Source organism: Arthrobacter sp. MDT1-48-3, assembly GCF_054511015.1.
In genome coordinates, this window is the sequence record NZ_JBTNDL010000007.1 from 99,035 (window position 1) to 118,018 (window position 18,984).

Here is an 18,984-nt window from a genome sequence, read left to right on the forward strand (position 1 = left end):
CTGCACTGCCACCGGCTAGAAGGCGTCCTGCCCGGTCGGAGGAAGACCGCGCTGTGCGGCGAAGGCGGCCCCGTCGAGGAACGCCTTCGCCGTCTCGGTGCGTGGATAGCTGGTGAGCAGCTCCCAGAACACGGCATTGTGCGAGGGTTCGACGAGGTGCGCCATCTCGTGGAGGATGACGTAGTCGACGACCCAGTCGGGCATGCCCTGCAGCTTGTGCGACAGGCGGATGGACCGGTGCGCGGGGGTGGCGGACGCCCAGCGGGAATTCTGGTTGGTCACCCAGCCGATCGTCGCCGGCACTCCCCTGCCACCGAGGTATTGCGCCGCGAGGTGCCTGGCCCTCCGGAGCAGCGCGGTCGGGTCGTCCTCGAGGGCGGGGGCCGCGAGGTACTTCGCCGACATCCGCTCGACCATCCGTTCGACCCAGTGGTGCTCCTGGCTCGCCGAGAAGTGTCCCGGGATGGAGACGCGGATCACCCCGTCCCTGATATCGGCACTGACGGTGCGCTTACGGCGTGCGGACCGCCGCACCTCGACCGGCAGACGCGACCCGTCCGGCCGCCCCGGGGCGTCAGGCGTTGTCACTGATGATCTCGAGGACGGCCTCGCCGTACCGCTCGAGCTTTGCCGAGCCGACACCGGCCAGCCCCCCGAGTTCGTTGAGGGTCTCCGGCCGGGCCTCGGCGATGGCGACGAGGGTCGCGTCCGTGAAGACGACGAAGGCGGGCACGTCCTTGTCGCGGGCCTCCACGAGCCGCCATGCGCGCAGCGCTTCGAAGGTCTGTTCCTCGTAGGTGGCCGGGCAGTCGTTGCAACGTCCCATCTTCCGCTCCGAGCCGGTGAGGAGCGGCCGCTTGCACACGCGGCAGACGGCCGGCCCGGCGGCCTTGCGGGTGGCCTTCGCCCGCGGCTGCCGGAAGGATGCCTGTCCCGTGCCGGCCGGACGCAGCGCATCGAGGAACCGTGAGGGCTTCCTGCTGGCGCGACCGCCCGGGGAGCGTGACGTGGACCAGGACATCGAGAGGTGGATACGCGCGCGGGTGATCCCCACGTACAGCAGCCGGCGCTCCTCGTCGATGGCCTCCTGCGTGTCGGCGAACGAGATGGGCATGAGTCCCTCGCTCAGCCCGACGAGGAAGACGGCGTCCCACTCCAGCCCCTTCGCGGAGTGCAGCGACGCCAGGGTGACGCCCTGCACCGTCGGGGCATGCTGGGCCGTTGCCCTCTCCTCGAGCTCGGCGACGAACATCTGCAGGGTGAACGCCTCCGGCCCCCGCACGCGGTTGAGCTCGTCGGCCAGGCCCACCAGGGCAGCCAGCGACTCCCACTTCTCCCGTACCGCCCCCGAGTTCTGGGGTGCCACGGACGTGTAGCCGAGCGAGGCGAGGACGTCCCGTACCTGCTGGGGGACGTCGTCGTCGCCCTGCGTGCGTGCCGCGGCGCGCAACTGGAGGAGCGCGTCGCGGACCTCGCGGCGCTGGAAGAACCTCTCGCCGCCGCGCAGCTGGTACCCGATGCCGGCACTCGCCAGTGCCTGCTCGTACGCCTCCGACTGCCCGTTCGTCCGATAGAGGATGGCGATCTCGCTCGCCTTCACGCCCTGGTCGAGCAGCACGCCGATGCGCCGCGCGCACTCGGCCGCTTCGGCCTCGTCGTCGCTGCACTCGGTGAAGACGGGCTCCGGCCCCGGCTGTCGCTGGGCGACCAGCTCGAGCGGAGCGGACCAGGTGGTGCCGGTCGCGCGGCGGTCCACCTCGCCGCTCCGTGCGGCCAGCAGGGTGTTCGCCGCGCGGACCACCTGGGGTGTGGACCTGTAGTCGCGGACCAGCCTGACCACCTGCGCACCCTCGTAGCGTTTGGTGAAGTCGAGCAGGTGGCGCGATGTCGCACCCGTGAACGAGTAGATGGTCTGGCTGGCGTCACCGACGACACACAGCTCGCGCCGTTCCCCGAGCCACAGGTCCAGCATGCGCTGCTGCAGCGGGGAGACGTCCTGGTACTCGTCGACCACGAAGTGGCGGTACTGGGCCCGCACGGTGGCGGCGACCTTCTCGTCCTCCTCGAGGATCGCGACGGTCGTCAGCAGGACGTCCTCGAAGTCGATCAGGTTCCGGTCGATCTTCAGGTCCTCGTACGCCGAGAAGATCCGCGACACCGTGGTGAGGTCCATCCCCGCCGGCTCCGCCCGGCCCGCTGCGGCCGCTGCGTAGGCATCCGGGGTCAGCATCGAGACCTTGGCCCATTCGATCTCCGCCGCCACGTCACGGATCGCGGCGCGGTCCGTCGACAGGCGGAGCCGCCGCGCCGACTCCGCGATCAGCTGCGCCTTGTGGTCGACCAGGGCGGGCAGGGGTCCGCCGACGGCCTGAGGCCAGAAGTACTGCAACTGGCGGAGGGCTGCGGCATGGAACGTGCGGGCCTGGACGCCACCCGCGCCGAGGTCCCGGAGCCGCGTGCGCATCTCCGCCGCGGCACGCGCCGTGAAGGTCACCGCGAGCACCTGCTGCGGCTTGTAGACACCGGTGTGCACACCGTAGGCGATCCTGTGGGTGATGGCCCGCGTCTTTCCCGTACCGGCCCCGGCCAGGACGCACAGAGGACCGGAGAGGGAGCTGGCCACCATGCGCTGTTCGTCGTCGAGCCCCTCGAGGATGCTCTCCTCGAGCAATAGTCCGGACACTAGGGACGCGCCTCCGACGGCTCCTCGTCGAGCGGTCCGCCGTACCAGCGTTCGATCAGGGCGCGGGCGATCGAGATGCCACCCGCGACCGCGATCGTGCCGTCGCGCACCTCGGCGAACAGCTCCTCGCGCGTGAACCACCGCACGGACCGCATCTCCGCCCGGTCCGGTACGGCGTCGGTCGTGACGGCGCGCGCCGTGAAACCGAGCATCAGGGACGCGGGGAAGGGCCAGGGCTGCGATCCGAGGTACTGCGGGGCCTCGACCTCGATGCCGGACTCCTCGCCTACCTCGCGGATCACCGCGGCCTCGAGCGACTCGCCGGGTTCCACGAATCCTGCGAGGGTCGAGTAGCGGTCCTCCGGCCACGCGACGGCGGATCCGAGCAGCAGGCGGTCGTCGTCGTCGATCACAGACACGATGATCGCGCCGTCGGTCCGGGGGTAGTGCTCGGAGTCGTCCGTGGGGCACCGGCGCACCCAGCCGCCGGCGCGCACCTCGGTCGGCGTACCGCACCGCGGGCAATGCGTGTGGGTCGCATGCCAGTTCGCGATGGCGGCCGCCTCGACGAACAGGCCGGCATCGCGGGCATCGAGGGACGCGGCGATGTCCCGCAGGCCGAGCCACTGCTCGGGCGGCGCCAGGGAGGTGTCCTCCTCGGCAAGGACCGCGAGGACCACGCTGCGCCCGGCATCCGGGGCGCCCTCGTTGATGCGCCCCAGGTAGACGAGCAGGTCGGGCCGCTCCACCTGCGCGGGCGCGACCAGCCGGAGCGTGCTCCCCTGCACCGGCGCCTTCCCCCGGACGAGGGCGAGCACCCTCGTCCCCGGCGAGGCCCACAGGGTGTCGAGAAGGTTCTCGGACGTCCTCGAGTCGCCGTCGCGGTCCGCATCGGCCCGCGAGAGCGGCAGCGATCCGAGGGGTGGCAGCACGAGTGTCCGGAGGGGATCGATCATGCTTCTACGGTACGTTCTCACTCTCCCAAAACACATTCTGCGCAGTGGGGGTGGAGGAGTAGTGCGAGCGCGAAGACGAGTGGTGCATCTGACGACTCGCCGCGCCGGAACGGCTCCGGCTGCCGCAGGACGCCCTACGGTGGAGGGTGTGAAACGGACACCCATGGAACTTGCTGCCATCGCCAGCGCCGCGGTACCTGGCCTGGCTCCGACAGGGGTCGCCGGTGCTCCCGATGATGCTGCCGATTTCGACTCGGCGCTGCTGGTCGACGACGCCGGGAAGCAGTGGCGGGTGCGTTCGCCGAAACATGCCGAAGCGAGCATGCGGCTCGAGACCGAACTGCAGGCGCTCCGCGCCTTCACCCCGGCCGTCAAGGCCGAACTCCCCTTCCTCATCCCGCACATGGCCGGCAGTGTCCGCCAGGGCGAGCTCAGCACCTTCGTGTACTCCCACCTCGCCGGGACCACCAGGACGCTGGAGGCACTCACCGCCGGTGGGACCACGATGGCACAGGAGGTGGGCCGGGCCATCGCCGCGATCCATGCCCTGCCGAAGGACATGGTGCAGCGCGCGGACCTGCCCAGCTACGAGGCCGACGAGTACCGCCAGCGCAAGCTGAACGAACTCGATCAGGCCGCGACCACGGGCAAGATCCCGTCGATCCTGCTGCGCCGGTGGGAGCACGCACTGGAGGACGTCGCCCTGTGGCGGTTCAGCCCGACGGTGGTGCACGGAGACCTGCACGAGGACCATCTCCTCGTCGCCGCCGGCCGCGTGTCGGCGGTCACGGGCTGGACGGACCTGTGCATCGGAGATCCCGCGGAGGACTTCGCCTGGCTTGCAGCCGCCGAGGACGCCCCCTTCGTCGACGCCGTCCATGCGGCCTATGCGCAGGCCAGGGCGACCGCCGTCGACCCCCACCTGTGGCGGCGGGCGGCGCTCGCCGCCGAGTTCGCACTCGCGCAGTGGCTCGTACGCGGCGTCGCCCTCGAGGATGCCGCGATGATCCACGAGGCGGAGGAGATGCTGGCCACCCTCGAGGCGGACGTCGAGTCCATCGAGCGCGAGCAGCACGAAGCCGCCGAGCGGGCCCGGCACGCCCACGAGGTGCGCCTCGAATGGGGCAACGAGCACGGCACCGACTCGTACGACGACCAGCACGGGCACCGGGAGGACCGGGACGCCGTCCCCGGAGCCGACGAGGTAGCCGGTGGCCACCGGGACGGCGTCGGGACCGGCGCCGGTGATCCCGTCCGCGAACCGCGCGACGGGGCTGTGCACGACGGCCCCGCCCAGGACCCGCGGTCGGGTTCCAGCACCGGCCACGCCCCACAGGATCGGACCGGCAGCCACGCCTACGACCCGCACGCACCCGCGGCGGACCGCGGGTCCGACCCCACCCGGATGCAGGCGTCGATCCCCTCCGGGCACCGCGACGGCTCCTCCGGAGACTCGTCCGGAGACCCGTCCGGAGACCCCTCGGGCGACCACTCAGGGGACCGGTCCGGGCACCGACCCGGCGAGGCGGATCCGGCTACGCCGTCCGGAGCGTCACCGGCCTACCTGCGCCTGACGGCCGGGCGGCAGCGGTCCGTCGGTACGTCGACGAAGGTCACCCTGCTTCGGAGCAGCGGACCGGTGGCCGGCTCCCCGGACGACGTGGCGACCTCGGCACTGCCGATCGTGTCCTTCGGCAGCTGACGCCAGGGCCTCGCCCTCGTCAGGGCGTCCCGCGGTGCAGCGCCGACGAGGTGGCCGGCAGTACGGCTGGCCAGCCCTTCCATCCACCTCCGGGCCTCCGACGGACGGCGCGGCCCCTCCCCGGCCTGAGGGTCAGGAGCCGGCCGCCGTGTCCGCCGCTGCGATGATGGCTTCCAGTTCCGCTGCGTCCGCGAGGTCGTGCGGGCGCACGACGAGGTTGTCGGCGACGTAGAAGAAGGCCGCCCGGACCGTGTCCAGCGGCACCTCCTTCAGCCTCGACCAGGCCAGGCGGTACACGGCCAACTGCACGGCCTTGGCAGCGCGGCGGTCCGGGGAGGGCGGGCGGCCGGTCTTCCAGTCGATCAGGTCCCATCCGCCGTCGGAATCGCGGAAGACGGCATCGATCCGGCCACGCACCACGATGCTGCCGATCTTCGTCTCGATAGGGGCCTCGATGGCGGCGGGTTCGCGGAGGGCCCACTCGGACCTCTCGAAGATGGCGGCCATGTCCTTCAGGCCGAGTGTCTCGTCCACATAGGCGTCCGCCCCGCCCGGGTACTCTCCGAGGTCGAGCATGCCGCCGGACCCGTAGAACTCCTCGATCCAGGCATGGAACGCCGTCCCCTTGCGGGCCGCCGTACCGGGCCGGCGCGGGAGCGGGCGCCGCAGCTGCTGCATGACCGCCTCGGGATCTTCCCGGAGCTCCACGAGGGTGGATGCGGAGATGTGGGACGGCAGCGTGAGCGGCAACCGTTCGCGTTCGCGGGCCTGCCGCGCCAGAGCGAGGCGGACCTCCCGACCCCACCGCCCCCCATCGACGTCGACCTCCAGCGTGGGGGCTGCGGCCTGCTCCAGGACGGCCTGTGCGGCGCGTTCCATCGGGCCCCGCCGGGGCCCGAGCGGGTCGAAGGGCCAGCTCGCCCGTTCCGGCCGGGCATTGGCCGGGTTCGTGTCGCCCTGGTGCTCCTCCTGCAGCCAGTGCGGCAGGGTGTAACCCGCGGCACCGGCCTCCGCGAGGGTCACCAGATCGTTCAGGTAGGCCGAGGGAGCCGAGGGTTTGGACCGTCCGCCGCCCCAGGACGAGGATGTGCAGACCAGGGCGTGCTTGGCCCGCGTGAACGCCACGTAGGCGAGCCGGCGTTCCTCCCGTTCCGCATGCGCCCTGGCTTCCTCCGTGAAGTCCTTCTCGCTGGCGAGCCACTCCTTCTGGTCCTGCTGCTCCCAGTCCCAGTGCGGCAGCTCGGCGGCGTCGCCGCGCAGCGGCCACGGGATCGAGGAGTCCCCGCTGCTCCAGCGCGAGTCCTTCCCGCTCGGGAAGGAACCCTCGTTGAGTCCCGGCACGAACACGACGTCCCACTCCAGCCCTTTCGAGGCATGGACCGTCAGCAGCTGCACCGCGTCCCTGCTCGCCTCGAGCTGTGCTACGGGCAGCCCGTCCTCCTCCTGGTCCGCCGCTTCGAGCCATGCGAGGAATGCCGGGAGGTCGACCCGCTCGGCGGTGGAGACGAATCCGGCGACGGCCTCCGTGAAGGCATCGAGGTTACGGCGTGCCTCGTGGATGCTCACCCCCGGCTTGGCGGCCACCTCGATGTCCAGGAGGATGGTGCGCTCCACCTCGCCGATCATGCTGCCGAGGTCGTCACCCACGAAGCTGCGGAGGGCGCGCAGTTCTCGCCGGAGGGCATCGAGCCGCCGTCGCGCGGGATCACTCAGCGTCCGGCCGGAGGAGGACACCCACCCGGCCGGCGGGAGGTGGTCGACGGCCTCCACCAGGCTGCCGGCCTCGGCCAGGTCCGGTGCGACGACGGCGTCCCGGCTCTGGTCGTCGTCGAGCTCCTCCCCTGCGGCGTCGCCGCGCCTGAACATCGCCTCGCGGGTACGGGCGAGCTGCCTCGACCAGTCGCCCAGTGCCATGAGGTCTGCCGGTCCCAGCCGCCATCGTGCTCCCGCCAGGAGCCGCAGCATCGAGTCCGAGCGGTCGGGGTCGCCCAGTACCCTGAGGGTGGCCAGCAGGTCGACGATCTCGGGGGTCCGCAACAGGCCGCCGAGGCCCACCACCTGGACCGGGACGCCCGCACGCTCCAGTTCCCGACGGATCGGCTCGAACTGCTTGCGTCCCCTGCACAGCACGGCCATCGTCGGGCGGAGGGGGTTCCCGGCGTCGTCGGTCTCGAAGCTCCGGCGGCGCTGGCGCAGGACCTCCCGCGTCACCGCCTCCGCCTCGCTCAGGGTGGACGGGGCCGCCGGGCCGGCAGGCGATACCGCCTCCTCGGCGGCGTCGGCGCCCCCGACGGGGGCATCGGTGAGGAAACGCCCCAGCGTCACCTCACCCAGGGGCGCCCCGGGGCGCGCGACGAGTCCGGGGACCTGCTGGACCGTGGTGTTGCGGAGCCATGGTGCGGGCACGTTCAGGGGCGCCGACACCGTGTTCGCCGCCTCGAGGATCGAGGTCGAGTTACGCCACGCGACCGACAGGTGGGCCACCTCCGACGGTGCCCGCCCTTCCCCGGTCACCCGCGGGAACGCAGTACGGAAGGTGGCCAGCTGTCCCGCCGACGCTCCCCTGAAGCCGTAGATCGACTGGTGGGGATCGCCCACGGCGGTGACGGAACGACCGTCCGCGAAGAGCCTCGAGAACAGCACCATCTGGGCGTGGGAGGTGTCCTGGAACTCGTCGAGCAGCACCACCCTGTACTTCTCGCGCTCCATCCTCCCGGCCTCCGGTATGTCCCGGGCGATCCGCGCTGCAAGGGAGACCAGGTCGCCGAAGTCGAGCTGGCGGCGCGCGAGCTTGGCGGCGGCGTAGCGCTCGGCGAGTTCCGTCACGGTGACGCGGGTGCGCAGCTTGTCGAGCAGCTCCTGCACCTTCTGCGTGGCGGCCCTGGTGGACCCTGCGACGTAGGGTTGGGCGACGACGTGATCGATGTGGCGACGGAGCTCGTCCCGGACGGTCCCGGGCGTGACGAGGTGCTCCGCGCACTCGCCGGCCATGTCGAGCACCGCCTTCACGAGCGTGCTCTTGGCGGCCGTGAAGTGTTCCCACTCGCCGTCGTACGCCTCCACGACGGAGTGGGCGAGCTGCCAGGACTGGGCCGTGCCGAGCATGACCGAATCCCGCTCGACCCCGATGCGCAGGCCGTAGTCCTGGACGATGCCGTTCGCGAAGGAGTGGTAGGTGGAGATGGCGGGATCGAGCCGGTCGAGCGCATCCCCGCCTGCGGTGTCGCGATCGTCGTGGGCGAGTGCCGTATAGAGTTGCGCGAGCCGCTGCCGGACGCGGGACGCGAGCTCGCCCGCCGCCTTGCGGGTGAAGGTGACACCGAGGATCTGCTCGGGCCGCACGAGGTTGTTGGCGACGAGCCAGACGACCCTGTCCGCCATCGTCTTGGTCTTGCCCGAACCGGCTCCGGCGATGACGAGGAGGGGCTCCAGCGGAGCCTCGATGACGCGGGCCTGATCCTCCGTCGGGTACTGGACCGGGGCATCCGGGTCGGCATGGAGCAGTTCGGCCAGCCGCCGGGCCGAATAGGTCGGGGTCGCACGCGGCTCGGCCGTCACTGCGTCACCTGCTTTCCCTCTTCACACAGCGGACAGATCTCCGGCAGGCGACAGCCGCTCCCCCCGAAGCCCGAGCGGCGTGGGTCGTGGATGGTGTCGAAGGTCGCGGCCGCCATGAGGACGGCGGCGTCCTCGATCATGGTCCGCGCCCACGCGTCCTCGGGACCCACGGGTGGCTGTTCCTGGACGGAGATCCCCTTCGCCTTGGTCCCCAGCTGCACGAGGGACGCACCACCCGGCTCCCGGGACCCGGGACCGGCCGTCGCACCGCCATCGGCCGGCCCGTTGCCGGCGTCCCCGTCCGGGGTGTCGAGCAGGGCGCCCGAGGCGACGGCGGTCTGGTAGGCCGCGAGCTGCGGATGACGGGCGATGTCCGCGCCGACGGGTGCGCTCTTCCCCGTCTTCAGGTCGACGACCACGAACCTGCCGTCGGCGTCGAGTTCCAACCGGTCGATCTGGCCGCGCAGGCGGGCGATCCTCTCCGCACCCCCGATCCTCATGTCGAGGTCCACGGAGAAGTCGACCTCGGTCGCCTGCAGCGACCTGCCCGCCTGCCGCATCCACAGCACGTACGCCGCCAGCTTCCGCACCATGCCCTCGGCCCGCCGGAAGTCGGACTGGCCCTCCCACGAATCCTTCATGCCGAGCTGCGGCCAGCGCCGTTCGAGTTCCCGGACGTACTCGGTACCGCTCGCCTCCGGCATGTCCTGCGCGATCTGGTGCACGAGCGTCCCGAGGGACCGTGCGAAGTCCGTGGTCCGCTCCCCTCCGGCCGCGGACACGAACCAGCTCAGGGGTGAGGTGAGGACCGATTCGACCTTCGAGGGCGACACGGGGATGGGCTGGTCCTCGGGGACGACCGGCTCCTCGCTGCTCAGGTCCAGGACGCCCCACCACTGGGCCGGGTGCGCACCCGGTACCGGCGGCTCGAGGACCGCCATCCGGCCGAGATGCCGGACCGCCTCGCCGGACAGTGCGGCGCCGGCCTGCGGGTCCTGGGCGAACTTGCGCAGCTCGGCGACGAGGGCGCGCAGCGTGACCGGTCGCAGGACCTCGGTCCGTGCCCGCTCGGCGGTGCCGGGAGGAAGCGGATCCAGGACGTCGAGGAACTGGGACGGCTGCTCGTCCTGGGACGCGACCGCGCAGCACACCAGCTCCTGGGTGGCGCGGGACACGGCGAGGGAGAAGGTGCGCAACTCGTCGAAACGGATGTCCTGCAGCAGGGACACGGGGTCCCGGTTGCTCCGGAACGACTCGCCGTAGTCGAGCAGCGCGCGCAGCTCACCGGATCCGAGGAGCTCGCCGCGCAGCCTGAGGTTCGGCCAGACACCGTCCTGCACACCGGCGACGATCACGAGGGGCCAGTGACGACCGGCCGCACTCGCGGGCGTGAGCACCGACACCGAGGCCTGGCGGGTGGTGCGCTGCGCGAGGGTGTCCATGGGGATGTCCTGGCTGAGGATGTAGTCGAGGAACAGGCCCGGATCCGCACCCGGCATCTGTTCGACGAAGCGTTCCGCCGTGTGGAACAGGGCCATCATCGCGTCCAGGTCCCGATCGGCGCGCGTCGACGACGGGCCCTCCGACAGGGCCGCGCCCGACCACTGCTGCGCGAGGCCGGAGGCCGACCAGAGCGCCCACAGGACGGTCTCCGGATCGCTCCCGGGATCGGCGGCCGCCCCCCTCCCCGCGTCCAGCATCCGGTGCAGGCGCCGCACGGGGGCACCCTCGGAGGGCAGCGCGGCGATCTCCTCGGGCGAGGCGAACAGGGCTGTCAGGAGCTCGTCGCTCGTGCGGCCCCCGCCCTGCTGCAGTTCCGTACGCCGCAGGACCTGGCGGAGGCGTCGGAGGTCCAGGCTGCCCGCGCCGCCGATACGCGACGTGAGCAGCGAGATGCACAGCTCGGTGTCGAGCTCACCGCGTCCCACGACCACCGCGTACAGGTCCAGCAGCGGACGGACGGCGGGTTCCTCCCGGATGGCCGTCTCCGCCGCGGGCACGTTGACGGCGATGCCCTGCGCCGTCAAGAAGCGCTGCACCGCGGACACCTGTGCGCCGTTCCGGACGATGACGGCGATGTCGTCGAGGCTGCGTCCGCCGAACAGATGGGCCTCGAGCACCCGCTGCGTGACGAAGCGCTGCTCGTGGAAGGCGCTGTCGAGCACATGGGCGGACACCGTCGGGCCGGGCGCCCCGCGCCCCGCCGTCACGTCGTCGGGCGCGGCGTCCTGGCGTGGATGCTGCCGGGCGTCCGCGTCCGCGTCCGCGTCGGCGTCCTCCGGCCGGTGCGGCTGGGACCGGTAGGCGGTGCTCACGCCCGTGGTCGAGATGCGCGCGGCGACGTTGCTCCAGGCCTCGGCCAGCCGGCCGTGCAGCGTGAGCGACGCGGGCAGGGTCACCGTCGTCAGGCCGCCGCCCCGCCGGAAGAGGGTGGAGAGACGCCCGGTCAGTTCGGGACGGGCTCCGCGGAAGCCCTGTGCCACGGTGTCGGGGCAGGAGGTGACGACGACGTCCTTGCCCGCTCCGATGAGGCCCAGCAGTGCGTGGACGGCGGGATTCGCCTCCTGGTAGTCGTCGACGAGCACGAGCTGCAGGCGTCTGCGCTCCCTGTCGAGGAAGTCGCGGTCGGTCTCGAGGAGCTCCCGTGCCGCCGTGAGGATTCCCGCCGGGTCGAAGGCCTCGGGCATGCGGAGGTCGAGGACGTCGCGGTATTCGCGGTACAGCGCGGCCGCCGCCACCCAGTCCGGCCGGTCGAACCGCTCGCCCCAGGCCGCCAGGTCGTCGGCCGGCACGCCGTACTCGCTCACGCGGTCGAACAGGTCGCGGATCTCCTGCCGGAAGCCCCGCGTCGGCAGCGCGAGGGCCAGGCTCGCGGGCCAGGCGAGCTCGGGGGCTCCGTCGCGTCCGTGCCCCGAGAGGAGTTCCTTGATGATGAGGTCCTGCTCGGCCCCGGACAGGAGCCGGGGCGGCCTCGTGATGGCGGGTGTGCGGCCCTCGGCCCGGGCGCGGCGGATGAGATCGAAGGCGTAGGAGGCCCAGGTGCGAGCAGGGGCAGTGCTGATGCTGCGCTCGAGCTTGGCGGTGAGCTCGTCGCGGAGCCTCGTCGCGGCGGCACGCGTGGGGCCGAGGAGGAGGAGCCCCTCGGGATCCACGCGCCCCTCCCCGATCCGCAGGACCGCGAGGTCCGTGAGCAGCGAGGACTTCCCGCTCCCGGGGGCGCCGAGGACCAGGACCTGGCCGGAGACGTCCCGCAGCGACTCGAGGACGGCGTCGTAGCTGTCCGCCAGGTCCGCGGCGGGCCCGGCGACGGTAGCGCCGGAGGACGCCGTCGGGGCGTCATGGAGCGTGCTGGTCATGGTCCTAGACCATCACATCCCACGGACAATCGAGGGCATGCGCGGGGGTGTCCTGCATTACTGCACGGCGTGGCTCAGGGACGCACCGACAGCGGCCACCAGGGCCAGTTCCCCGCCGGACGGCGACCACCGCGCACGCCCCAGGTCGACGCGGTAGTCCTCCGGGTGCGACGGCACCGACGGCACCGACGGCACCGACGGAACCGACAGAGGGGTGCCCTCGGCGTCGTAGCGTGCACGGGCCTCCAGTTCCAGTCCGCGGGGCGGCAGCCCTCCGGCCCGGAGGACGCGCCACCACGGGACGGCGCGGGTGCTGCGCGACAACGCCCTCCCCACCTGGCGCGGCCCGCCCGCCTCCAACAGTTCGGCGACGTCGCCGTAGGTCAGGACCATGCCCTGCGGGATCAGTTCGGCGATACGCAGGACCGCCTCCGCGTACACCGCGGGATCACCGTGCCGGCGGTGCACAGGACCGGGGACGACGGCGTCGCTGCGGGCAGGAGCGACGCCATGGACTCGTGGCTGCATCCGCCAACCCTAGCCCGGCCCGCGGAACGGGGCGCCGGGGCCGTTTGGTCGGACCCCGCCGGTACCGTGGGGCCATGACCAGCTGGCATGAGTGTCCGAGGGCCGCCTTCGACCTCGAGACGACGGGACGGGACCCGCTGACGGCCCGGGTCGTCACCGCGACCATCGTGCTCGTCGACGGCGCCGGGGAGGTGCTCGAGCACCACGAGTGGCTGGCGGATCCGGGCATCGAGATCCCGGACGACGCCGCTGCGATCCACGGGGTCACGACGGCCCACGCCCGGGCGAACGGCCTGCCCGCCGCCGAGGTGGTCCGCGGCATCGCCGCGGTCCTCGCCCGGCTCTTCACCGCCGGCGTGCCCGTCCTCGCCTTCAACGCGCGGTACGACTTCACGGTGCTCGCGCAGGAGGGCCGCCGCCACGCCGTGGCGGTCCCCCCTCCCATGCCGGTGATCGATCCGTTCATCCTGGACAAGCAGGCGGATCGTTACCGGCGCGGCAAACGGACGCTGACGGCGCTCTGCGAGCACTACGGCATCCGGTTCGAGAACGCCCACACCTCCGCGGCCGACGTCCTCGCGACGCTGCAGGTGGCGAGGGTCCTCGCCGAACGGTACGCCTTCCTGCGCCGGCCCGCCGTCGAGCTCCACACTGCGCTGATCGGCTGGGCCGAACGTCAGGCCGCCGGCTTCGAGGAGTACCTGCGCCGGACGGAACCGACCGCGGTGATCGAACGGGCCTGGCCCGTCGTCGAGCCCGACGTACCCGGCGTCGAGCCTGCCGGACACGCTGTCGGACCCGCCCTCGAGACTGTCCGGCCCACCGACGCCGCGACTCCGCCGCTGCATCCGGTGGCCACTCCCGCCTGACCGCCGGGCTAGTCGACCGGGACGGCCTCGGCTGCCGCCCGCGCCGCCGCGGGAAGCGCAGCGTGGATGCGCTCCATCGCCGCGTCGTCGTGCGCCGCGGAGAGGAACCAGGCCTCGTACACCGAGGGCGGCAGGTACACGCCCGAGTCGAGCATGGAGTGGAAGAACGGCCCGTAGCGGAACGCCTCCTGTCCCTGCGCGTCGGCGTAGTTCCACACGCCGTGCTCGGCGGTGCCGAACGCGACGCTGAAGAGGTTCCCCGCCCGCTGGATCGAGTGGTCGACGCCGGCCTTCGACAGTTCCGCCGACAGGGCGTCGCCCACCTCGAGCGAGCGGGCGTCGACGTGCCGGTAGACGTCCTGCGTGGCCGCCGTGAGGGTGGCGACGCCTGCCGCCATGGCGATCGGGTTGCCGGACAGGGTGCCGGCCTGGTAGACCGGGCCGATCGGAGCGAGGTAGTTCATCACGTCCGCGCGACCGCCGAGCGCCGCCGCGGGGATGCCGCCGCCGATCACCTTGCCGAAGGTCAGCAGGTCGGGCGTCCACGGGTGCTCCGCGTCGTCCGCCCCTCCGGTGAGCTTCCAGTAGCCACCGGCATGCGTGCGGAATCCGGTCATGACCTCGTCCACGATGAACAGGGCCCCGTGCTCGGAGGTGATGCGGCTGAGGAAGGCGTTGAAACCGGGAGCCGGGGTCACGACCCCCATGTTCGCGGGGGCCGCTTCCGTGATGACGGCGGCGATACGCTCGCCGTGCGTGCGGAATGCCTCCTCGACGGCCTCGACGTCGTTGTAGGGCAGGACGAGGGTCTCCGCCGTCGTGGCCTCCGTGACACCGGCCGAACCTGGCAGCGCGAGGGTCGCCACGCCGGAACCGGCGGACGCGAGGAGGCTGTCCACGTGCCCGTGGTAGCACCCGGCGAACTTCACGATCAGGTTGCGCGACGTGAAGCCGCGCGCCAGGCGTACCGCCGTCATGGTGGCCTCGGTACCGGTGGACACCATGCGCAGGAGTTCGACGGCGGGCACGCGTTCCTTCACCAGCTGGGCGAGGTCCGCCTCGGCGGGCGTCGAGGCACCGAAGGTGAGTCCGTGGTCGACGGCGCGATGGACGGCCGCGATGACGTCCGGGTGGGAATGCCCGAGCAGGGCCGGTCCCCACGAGCAGACGAGGTCCACGTACTCCGTGCCGTCGGCGTCGGTGACGTAGGCCCCGTGGGCGTCGACGAGGAAGCGCGGGGTACCGCCGACGGACCCGAAGGCCCGCACGGGGGAATTGACGCCGCCGGGCATGAGGGCGCGGGCGCGTTCGTACAGGTTCTCAGAAGTCGTCATGACGGTCCTTGGCTGGTTCTAGTGGTCGGTCTCGTCGAGCCAGAGCGCGAGCTCCGAGGCCCAGTAGGTGAGGATCATCTGTGCGCCGGCGCGCTTGATGCCGAGCACGGACTCCTCGATGGCGCGGCGGCGGTCGATCCAGCCGTTGGCGGCCGCGGCCTCGATCATCGCGTACTCCCCCGAGATCTGGTAGGCGGCGACGGGGACGGGCGACATCGCTGCGACGTCGGCCAGGATGTCCAGGTAGCTCATGGCCGGTTTGACCATCACCATGTCGGCGCCCTCCTCGAGGTCGAGCTCGACCTCGAGGATCGCTTCCCGGCGGTTCGCCGCGTCCATCTGGTAGGTCCGGCGGTCACCCGTGAGCTGGGAGTCGACGGCCTCGCGGAACGGTCCGTAGAACGCGGAGGCGTACTTCGCCGCGTAGGCGAGCACCGCGGTGTCCTGGTGCCCGGCCTCGTCGAGCGCCTGGCGGATGACGGCCACCTGGCCGTCCATCATGCCCGACGGGCCGAGGACGTGCGCACCGGCCCTCGCCTGCTCCACGGCCATCTGCGCATAGAGTCCGAGCGTCGCGTCGTTGTCCACGGAGCCGTCGGCCGCGAGGACGCCGCAGTGCCCGTGATCCGTGAACTCGTCGAGGCACACGTCACTCATCACGACGAGGGCGTCGCCCACCTCGGAGCGGACATCCGCGATCGCGCGGTTCAGGACGCCGTCCGGGTCGATGCCCGCGCTGCCCGTCGCATCACGGTGCGCGGGGATGCCGAAGAGCATGATGCCGCCGACGCCGCGCTCCACGGCTTCCGACGCCGCGCGCCTGAGGGAGTCCGTGGTGTGCTGCACCACGCCGGGCATGGACAGGATGGGAACGGGCTCGTCGAGTCCTTCCCGGATGAAGGCGGGCAGGATCAGCTCGGACGGATGGACACGGTACTCGGCGACCATGCGTCGCATGGCCGGCGTCGAGCGCAGCCTCCGCGGGCGGTGCTGGGGGAAACTCATGGCTGATCTCCGTTCAGTGGTGCGGGTGCAGGTAGGTGGGTTCGGCCCGGGAGAAGGCCTCCCGGACGGCCCGGGCGATCCCCTGCGGTGTTGGTTCCGCCGCCGTCGCTCCCGGCTCCCAGCCCTGCGCGCGCAGGGCTGCGGCCGTCGTGCGCCCGATGGCGACCGGGAAGAAGGCGAGTGGCCCGCTCCCCAGCTTTTCATGGAACTGCCGGACCGTGCTCGGCGCCGTGAAGACGACGGCGGGGTGGACAGCATCGGCGGCCAGCGCGGCGAGATCCCGACGGGACAGTAGGGGCGGCTGCACTCCCGGCTCCTGGATCGCCGGAACCCGCCGCGCCGCGTCGGCGGGGTAGGGCACGGTGCGGTAGGCCTCCACACGACGGACTGCCCAGCCGCGTCCGGCGAGGCCGGCCTGCAGGTTCCCCGGGGCGAGGTCCCCCTGCGGCACGAGCACCGCGCCGGTACCGTGCGGGAACTCCCCCAGCAGGCCGGCCGACGACGCGTCCCGCGGCACCAGGTGGACCTCGATGTCGTAGTCCGCCAGCAGGCGCGCGGTGGTCGAGCCGACGGCGGCGACCCTCGTACCGCCCGCGCGGACCAGCTCCGGGAGGGACGTGGGCCCGGACGCCGCGACGAGCTCGAGCGCCCGGACGGCGTTCCCGCTGGTCACGACCAGCCACTCGTACGCCCCCCTGCCGAGCGCACCCAGTTCCGCGGCGACGGCAGCGACGTCCGCGGGCAGTTCGGTGTCGGTCAGTGGCAGGGCGAACACACGCAGGCCCGCCGCGCGGAGCGCATCGGCGATCCGGGCGGACCGCTCGGGGTGCCGGAGGATGATCACCGACGGGAGCGCCCGATCGTGGGTCATGCGGGCCTAGCTGTTCAGCGGCGCGATGTCGGCTGCGCCGGCGGCCAGCAGCTCCTCTGCGAGTTCGAGCCCGAGCCGCGCGGCGGCCACGGCGTCCGTCGCGGGTGCCGAGCGCGTGAGCCGGAGGATCGACCGGCCGTCGAGGCTGCACACCACGGCCTCCAGCGCGAGCTCGTCGCCGCGGAGGTGTGCGAGGGCGCCGATGGGTGCCGCGCAGCCTGCCTCGAGCTGCAGCAGGACGGCGCGCTCCGCAGTCACCGCGAGCCGGGTCGGCAGGTGGTCGTAGTCCGCGAGGGCTCCGCGCAGCTCGGGTGTCGGCTCCGACTCGCGGCACTCGACCGCGAGGGCGCCCTGGCCGGGCGCGGGCAGCATGACGTCGGTGTCGATCAGCTCCGTGATGGCGTCCTGGCGTCCCAGCCTCCGCAGTCCTGCCGCGGCGAGGACGACGGCGTCGAGGTCACCGGGCGCACCGATCACGAGTCCGGCGACGCGTCCGAGGCGCGTGTCGACGTTCCCGCGAATGTCGACGACCTCGAGCCCCGGCCGCGCCGACCGCAGTTGCGCGGCGCGCCGCGGGGAACCGGTGCCCACGCGTGCGCCGTCGGGAAGCGTGGCGAGCGTCAGTCCGTCCCGTGCGCACAGGGCGTCACGGACGTCCTCACGCTCGGGCACCGAGGCCACGGTGAGCCCTGGAGCCGGGAGCGTGGGCAGATCCTTGAGCGAGTGCACGGCGATGTCGCACCGCTCCTCGAGCAGTGCGTCCCGGAGGGCGGCGACGAAGACGCCGGTGCCGCCGATCTGCGAGAGCGACCCCTTGGAGACGTCCCCTTCCGTGCGGACGCGGACGAGGTCGTAGGGCAGCCCTGCGAGGTCCGAGACCCGCTCCGCGACCGTCGTCGTCTGCGTCATCGCCAGGGCGCTGCCCCGCGTCCCGACCCGGATGTGCCCGGTCATTCGGTACCGGGGTTGGGCAGCGGCGTCCCCACGGTGGAGTCGACCGCCGCGATGGTCGGCTTCTCGCCGCGGCGGTTGGCACAGCAGTTCGGTCGGCAGACGTCGTACCAGGGGCCGAGGGCGGTCGCCGACGGGCGGTCGGCGATGTTGTTGTCGATGGTCCGCTCGAGGATCAGGTCGACCAGGCCCTCGACGAACTTCCGGTGCGTGCCCGGGGTGGGCACGCGATCGGCGACGATCCCGAGTTCACCGCAGGTCTCCATCGCCTCGGTGTCGAGGTCCCACGCCACCTCCATGTGGTCGGAGACGAATCCGAGCGGGACGATGACGGCCCCGCGCGTCCCGTTCTCGTAGCGGTCCCGGAGGGCGTCGCTGATGTCCGGCTCGAGCCACGGGATGTGCGGTGCACCCGAGCGGGACTGGTAGACCAGCGACCATTCGACCCCCTCGGACTCCGGGATCCTGTCCAGCACGGCCTGGGCGGTCGCGAGGTGCTGCGCCACGTAGGCGCCTTCCTCGTGGGCCGGGCCGCCCTCCCCGTTGCGGGGTCCTGCCGCCTCGGCGTCGCCCATGGGGATCGAGTGGGTGGAGAACATGATGTGCACGGGCGCGTCCGGCGTGCCCTGTTCGGCGAGTCCTGCACGGACCGTGGCGAGCCCGGCCGCCACGCCCTCGACGAAGGGCTCCACGAACCCGGGGTGGTCGAAGTACTGCCGGACCTTGTCCACCTCCAGCCGTCCCTCGAGGCCGGTCTTCACGAGGGCCATCCCGAGGTCCTCACGGTACTGGCGGCAGCTCGAGTAGCAGGAGTAGGCGCTCGTGGTGACGGCGAGCACCTTGCGGTGGCCGGCGTCGTAGGCCTCCTGCAGCGTGTCCGCGATGAAGGGCTCCCAGTTGCGGTTGCCCCAGTAGACGGGCAGGTCGATCCCGCGCCGGCGCAGTTCCGCCTCCATGGCGGCGCGGAGCGCGCGGTTCTGGCTGTTGATGGGGCTGACCCCGCCGAAGGCGCGGTAGTGGTGCGAGACCTCCTCGAGGCGCTCGTCCGGGATGCCGCGGCCGCGCGTGACGTTCCGCAGGAAGGGGATGACGTCGTCCTGCCCCTCGGGACCGCCGAAGGAGGCGAGCACGACGGCGTCGTACGCCTTGGGGGCCATGCGCCCGTCCGCGT

The 18,984-nt window shown here is 72.2% G+C and carries 13 protein-coding genes; 2 read left to right on the forward strand and 11 right to left on the reverse strand.

Translation table 11 applies throughout. The annotated features are described in order from the left end of the window. Nucleotides 1–15: 15 nt before the first annotated feature. From ACX80L_RS14435 to nudC, 3 genes are read right to left on the reverse strand one after another with little or no spacing between them, the layout of a single operon-like run. Complete coding sequence (locus tag ACX80L_RS14435; protein ID WP_133080961.1) at nucleotides 16–588, reverse strand: YgjP-like metallopeptidase domain-containing protein; 573 nt, start codon at nucleotides 586–588, stop codon at nucleotides 16–18. Then, entirely contained in the window at nucleotides 575–2,683 is a 2,109-nt protein-coding gene (locus ACX80L_RS14440) for an ATP-dependent DNA helicase UvrD2 (protein ID WP_459290461.1), read from the reverse strand. The genes ACX80L_RS14435 and ACX80L_RS14440 overlap by 14 nt, the downstream gene beginning before the upstream one ends. Then, nucleotides 2,683–3,639, reverse strand: a complete 957-nt coding sequence (gene nudC / locus ACX80L_RS14445) for an NAD(+) diphosphatase (RefSeq protein ID WP_459290463.1) — start codon at nucleotides 3,637–3,639, stop codon at nucleotides 2,683–2,685. Before nudC ends, ACX80L_RS14440 begins: the two co-directional genes overlap by 1 nt. Nucleotides 3,640–3,787: 148 nt before the next feature. Between nudC and ACX80L_RS14450 the strand changes: the two genes are divergently transcribed. After that, complete coding sequence (locus tag ACX80L_RS14450; RefSeq protein WP_459290465.1) at nucleotides 3,788–5,341, forward strand: phosphotransferase; 1,554 nt, start codon at nucleotides 3,788–3,790, stop codon at nucleotides 5,339–5,341. A gap of 132 nt (nucleotides 5,342–5,473) precedes the next feature. Here ACX80L_RS14450 and ACX80L_RS14455 read toward each other — a convergent pair whose 3' ends face one another. The 3 genes from ACX80L_RS14455 to ACX80L_RS14465 are packed head-to-tail and all read right to left on the reverse strand — an operon-like array spanning nucleotide 5,474 to nucleotide 12,783. Continuing rightward, on the reverse strand, nucleotides 5,474–8,899 hold the full coding sequence (locus tag ACX80L_RS14455) for an ATP-dependent helicase (RefSeq protein WP_459290467.1): 3,426 nt from the start codon (nucleotides 8,897–8,899) through the stop codon (nucleotides 5,474–5,476). Then, on the reverse strand, nucleotides 8,896–12,255 hold the full coding sequence (locus tag ACX80L_RS14460; RefSeq protein ID WP_459290469.1) for an ATP-dependent helicase: 3,360 nt from the start codon (nucleotides 12,253–12,255) through the stop codon (nucleotides 8,896–8,898). The genes ACX80L_RS14455 and ACX80L_RS14460 overlap by 4 nt, the downstream gene beginning before the upstream one ends. 57 nt (nucleotides 12,256–12,312) lie before the next feature. Next, entirely contained in the window at nucleotides 12,313–12,783 is a 471-nt protein-coding gene (locus tag ACX80L_RS14465; protein ID WP_459290471.1) for an MGMT family protein, read from the reverse strand. Nucleotides 12,784–12,857: 74 nt separating this feature from the next. Here ACX80L_RS14465 and ACX80L_RS14470 point away from each other — a divergent pair, with 74 nt between their 5' ends. After that, nucleotides 12,858–13,652, forward strand: coding sequence for an exonuclease domain-containing protein (locus ACX80L_RS14470; RefSeq protein WP_459290473.1), 795 nt, complete (start codon nucleotides 12,858–12,860; stop codon nucleotides 13,650–13,652). A gap of 8 nt (nucleotides 13,653–13,660) precedes the next feature. Here ACX80L_RS14470 and hemL read toward each other — a convergent pair whose 3' ends face one another. The 5 genes from hemL to ACX80L_RS14495 are packed head-to-tail and all read right to left on the reverse strand — an operon-like array spanning nucleotide 13,661 to nucleotide 18,970. Then, the gene (hemL, locus tag ACX80L_RS14475) at nucleotides 13,661–14,986 is read right to left on the reverse strand and encodes a glutamate-1-semialdehyde 2,1-aminomutase (protein WP_133080967.1); all 1,326 of its coding nucleotides are present in this window, start codon (nucleotides 14,984–14,986) and stop codon (nucleotides 13,661–13,663) included. An 18-nt stretch (nucleotides 14,987–15,004) separates the two neighbouring features. Next, nucleotides 15,005–15,991, reverse strand: a complete 987-nt coding sequence (hemB, locus tag ACX80L_RS14480; RefSeq protein ID WP_133080968.1) for a porphobilinogen synthase — start codon at nucleotides 15,989–15,991, stop codon at nucleotides 15,005–15,007. Nucleotides 15,992–16,004: 13 nt separating this feature from the next. Further along, nucleotides 16,005–16,862 carry a uroporphyrinogen-III synthase gene (locus ACX80L_RS14485; RefSeq protein WP_459290475.1) on the reverse strand — a complete coding sequence of 286 codons (858 nt, stop codon included), beginning with the start codon at nucleotides 16,860–16,862 and terminating at the stop codon, nucleotides 16,005–16,007. Nucleotides 16,863–16,868: 6 nt separating this feature from the next. Continuing rightward, nucleotides 16,869–17,816, reverse strand: coding sequence for a hydroxymethylbilane synthase (hemC, locus tag ACX80L_RS14490; protein ID WP_133080970.1), 948 nt, complete (start codon nucleotides 17,814–17,816; stop codon nucleotides 16,869–16,871). After that, on the reverse strand, nucleotides 17,813–18,970 hold the full coding sequence (locus ACX80L_RS14495) for a ferrochelatase (RefSeq protein ID WP_208741747.1): 1,158 nt from the start codon (nucleotides 18,968–18,970) through the stop codon (nucleotides 17,813–17,815). Before ACX80L_RS14495 ends, hemC begins: the two co-directional genes overlap by 4 nt. Nucleotides 18,971–18,984: the final 14 nt, after the last annotated feature.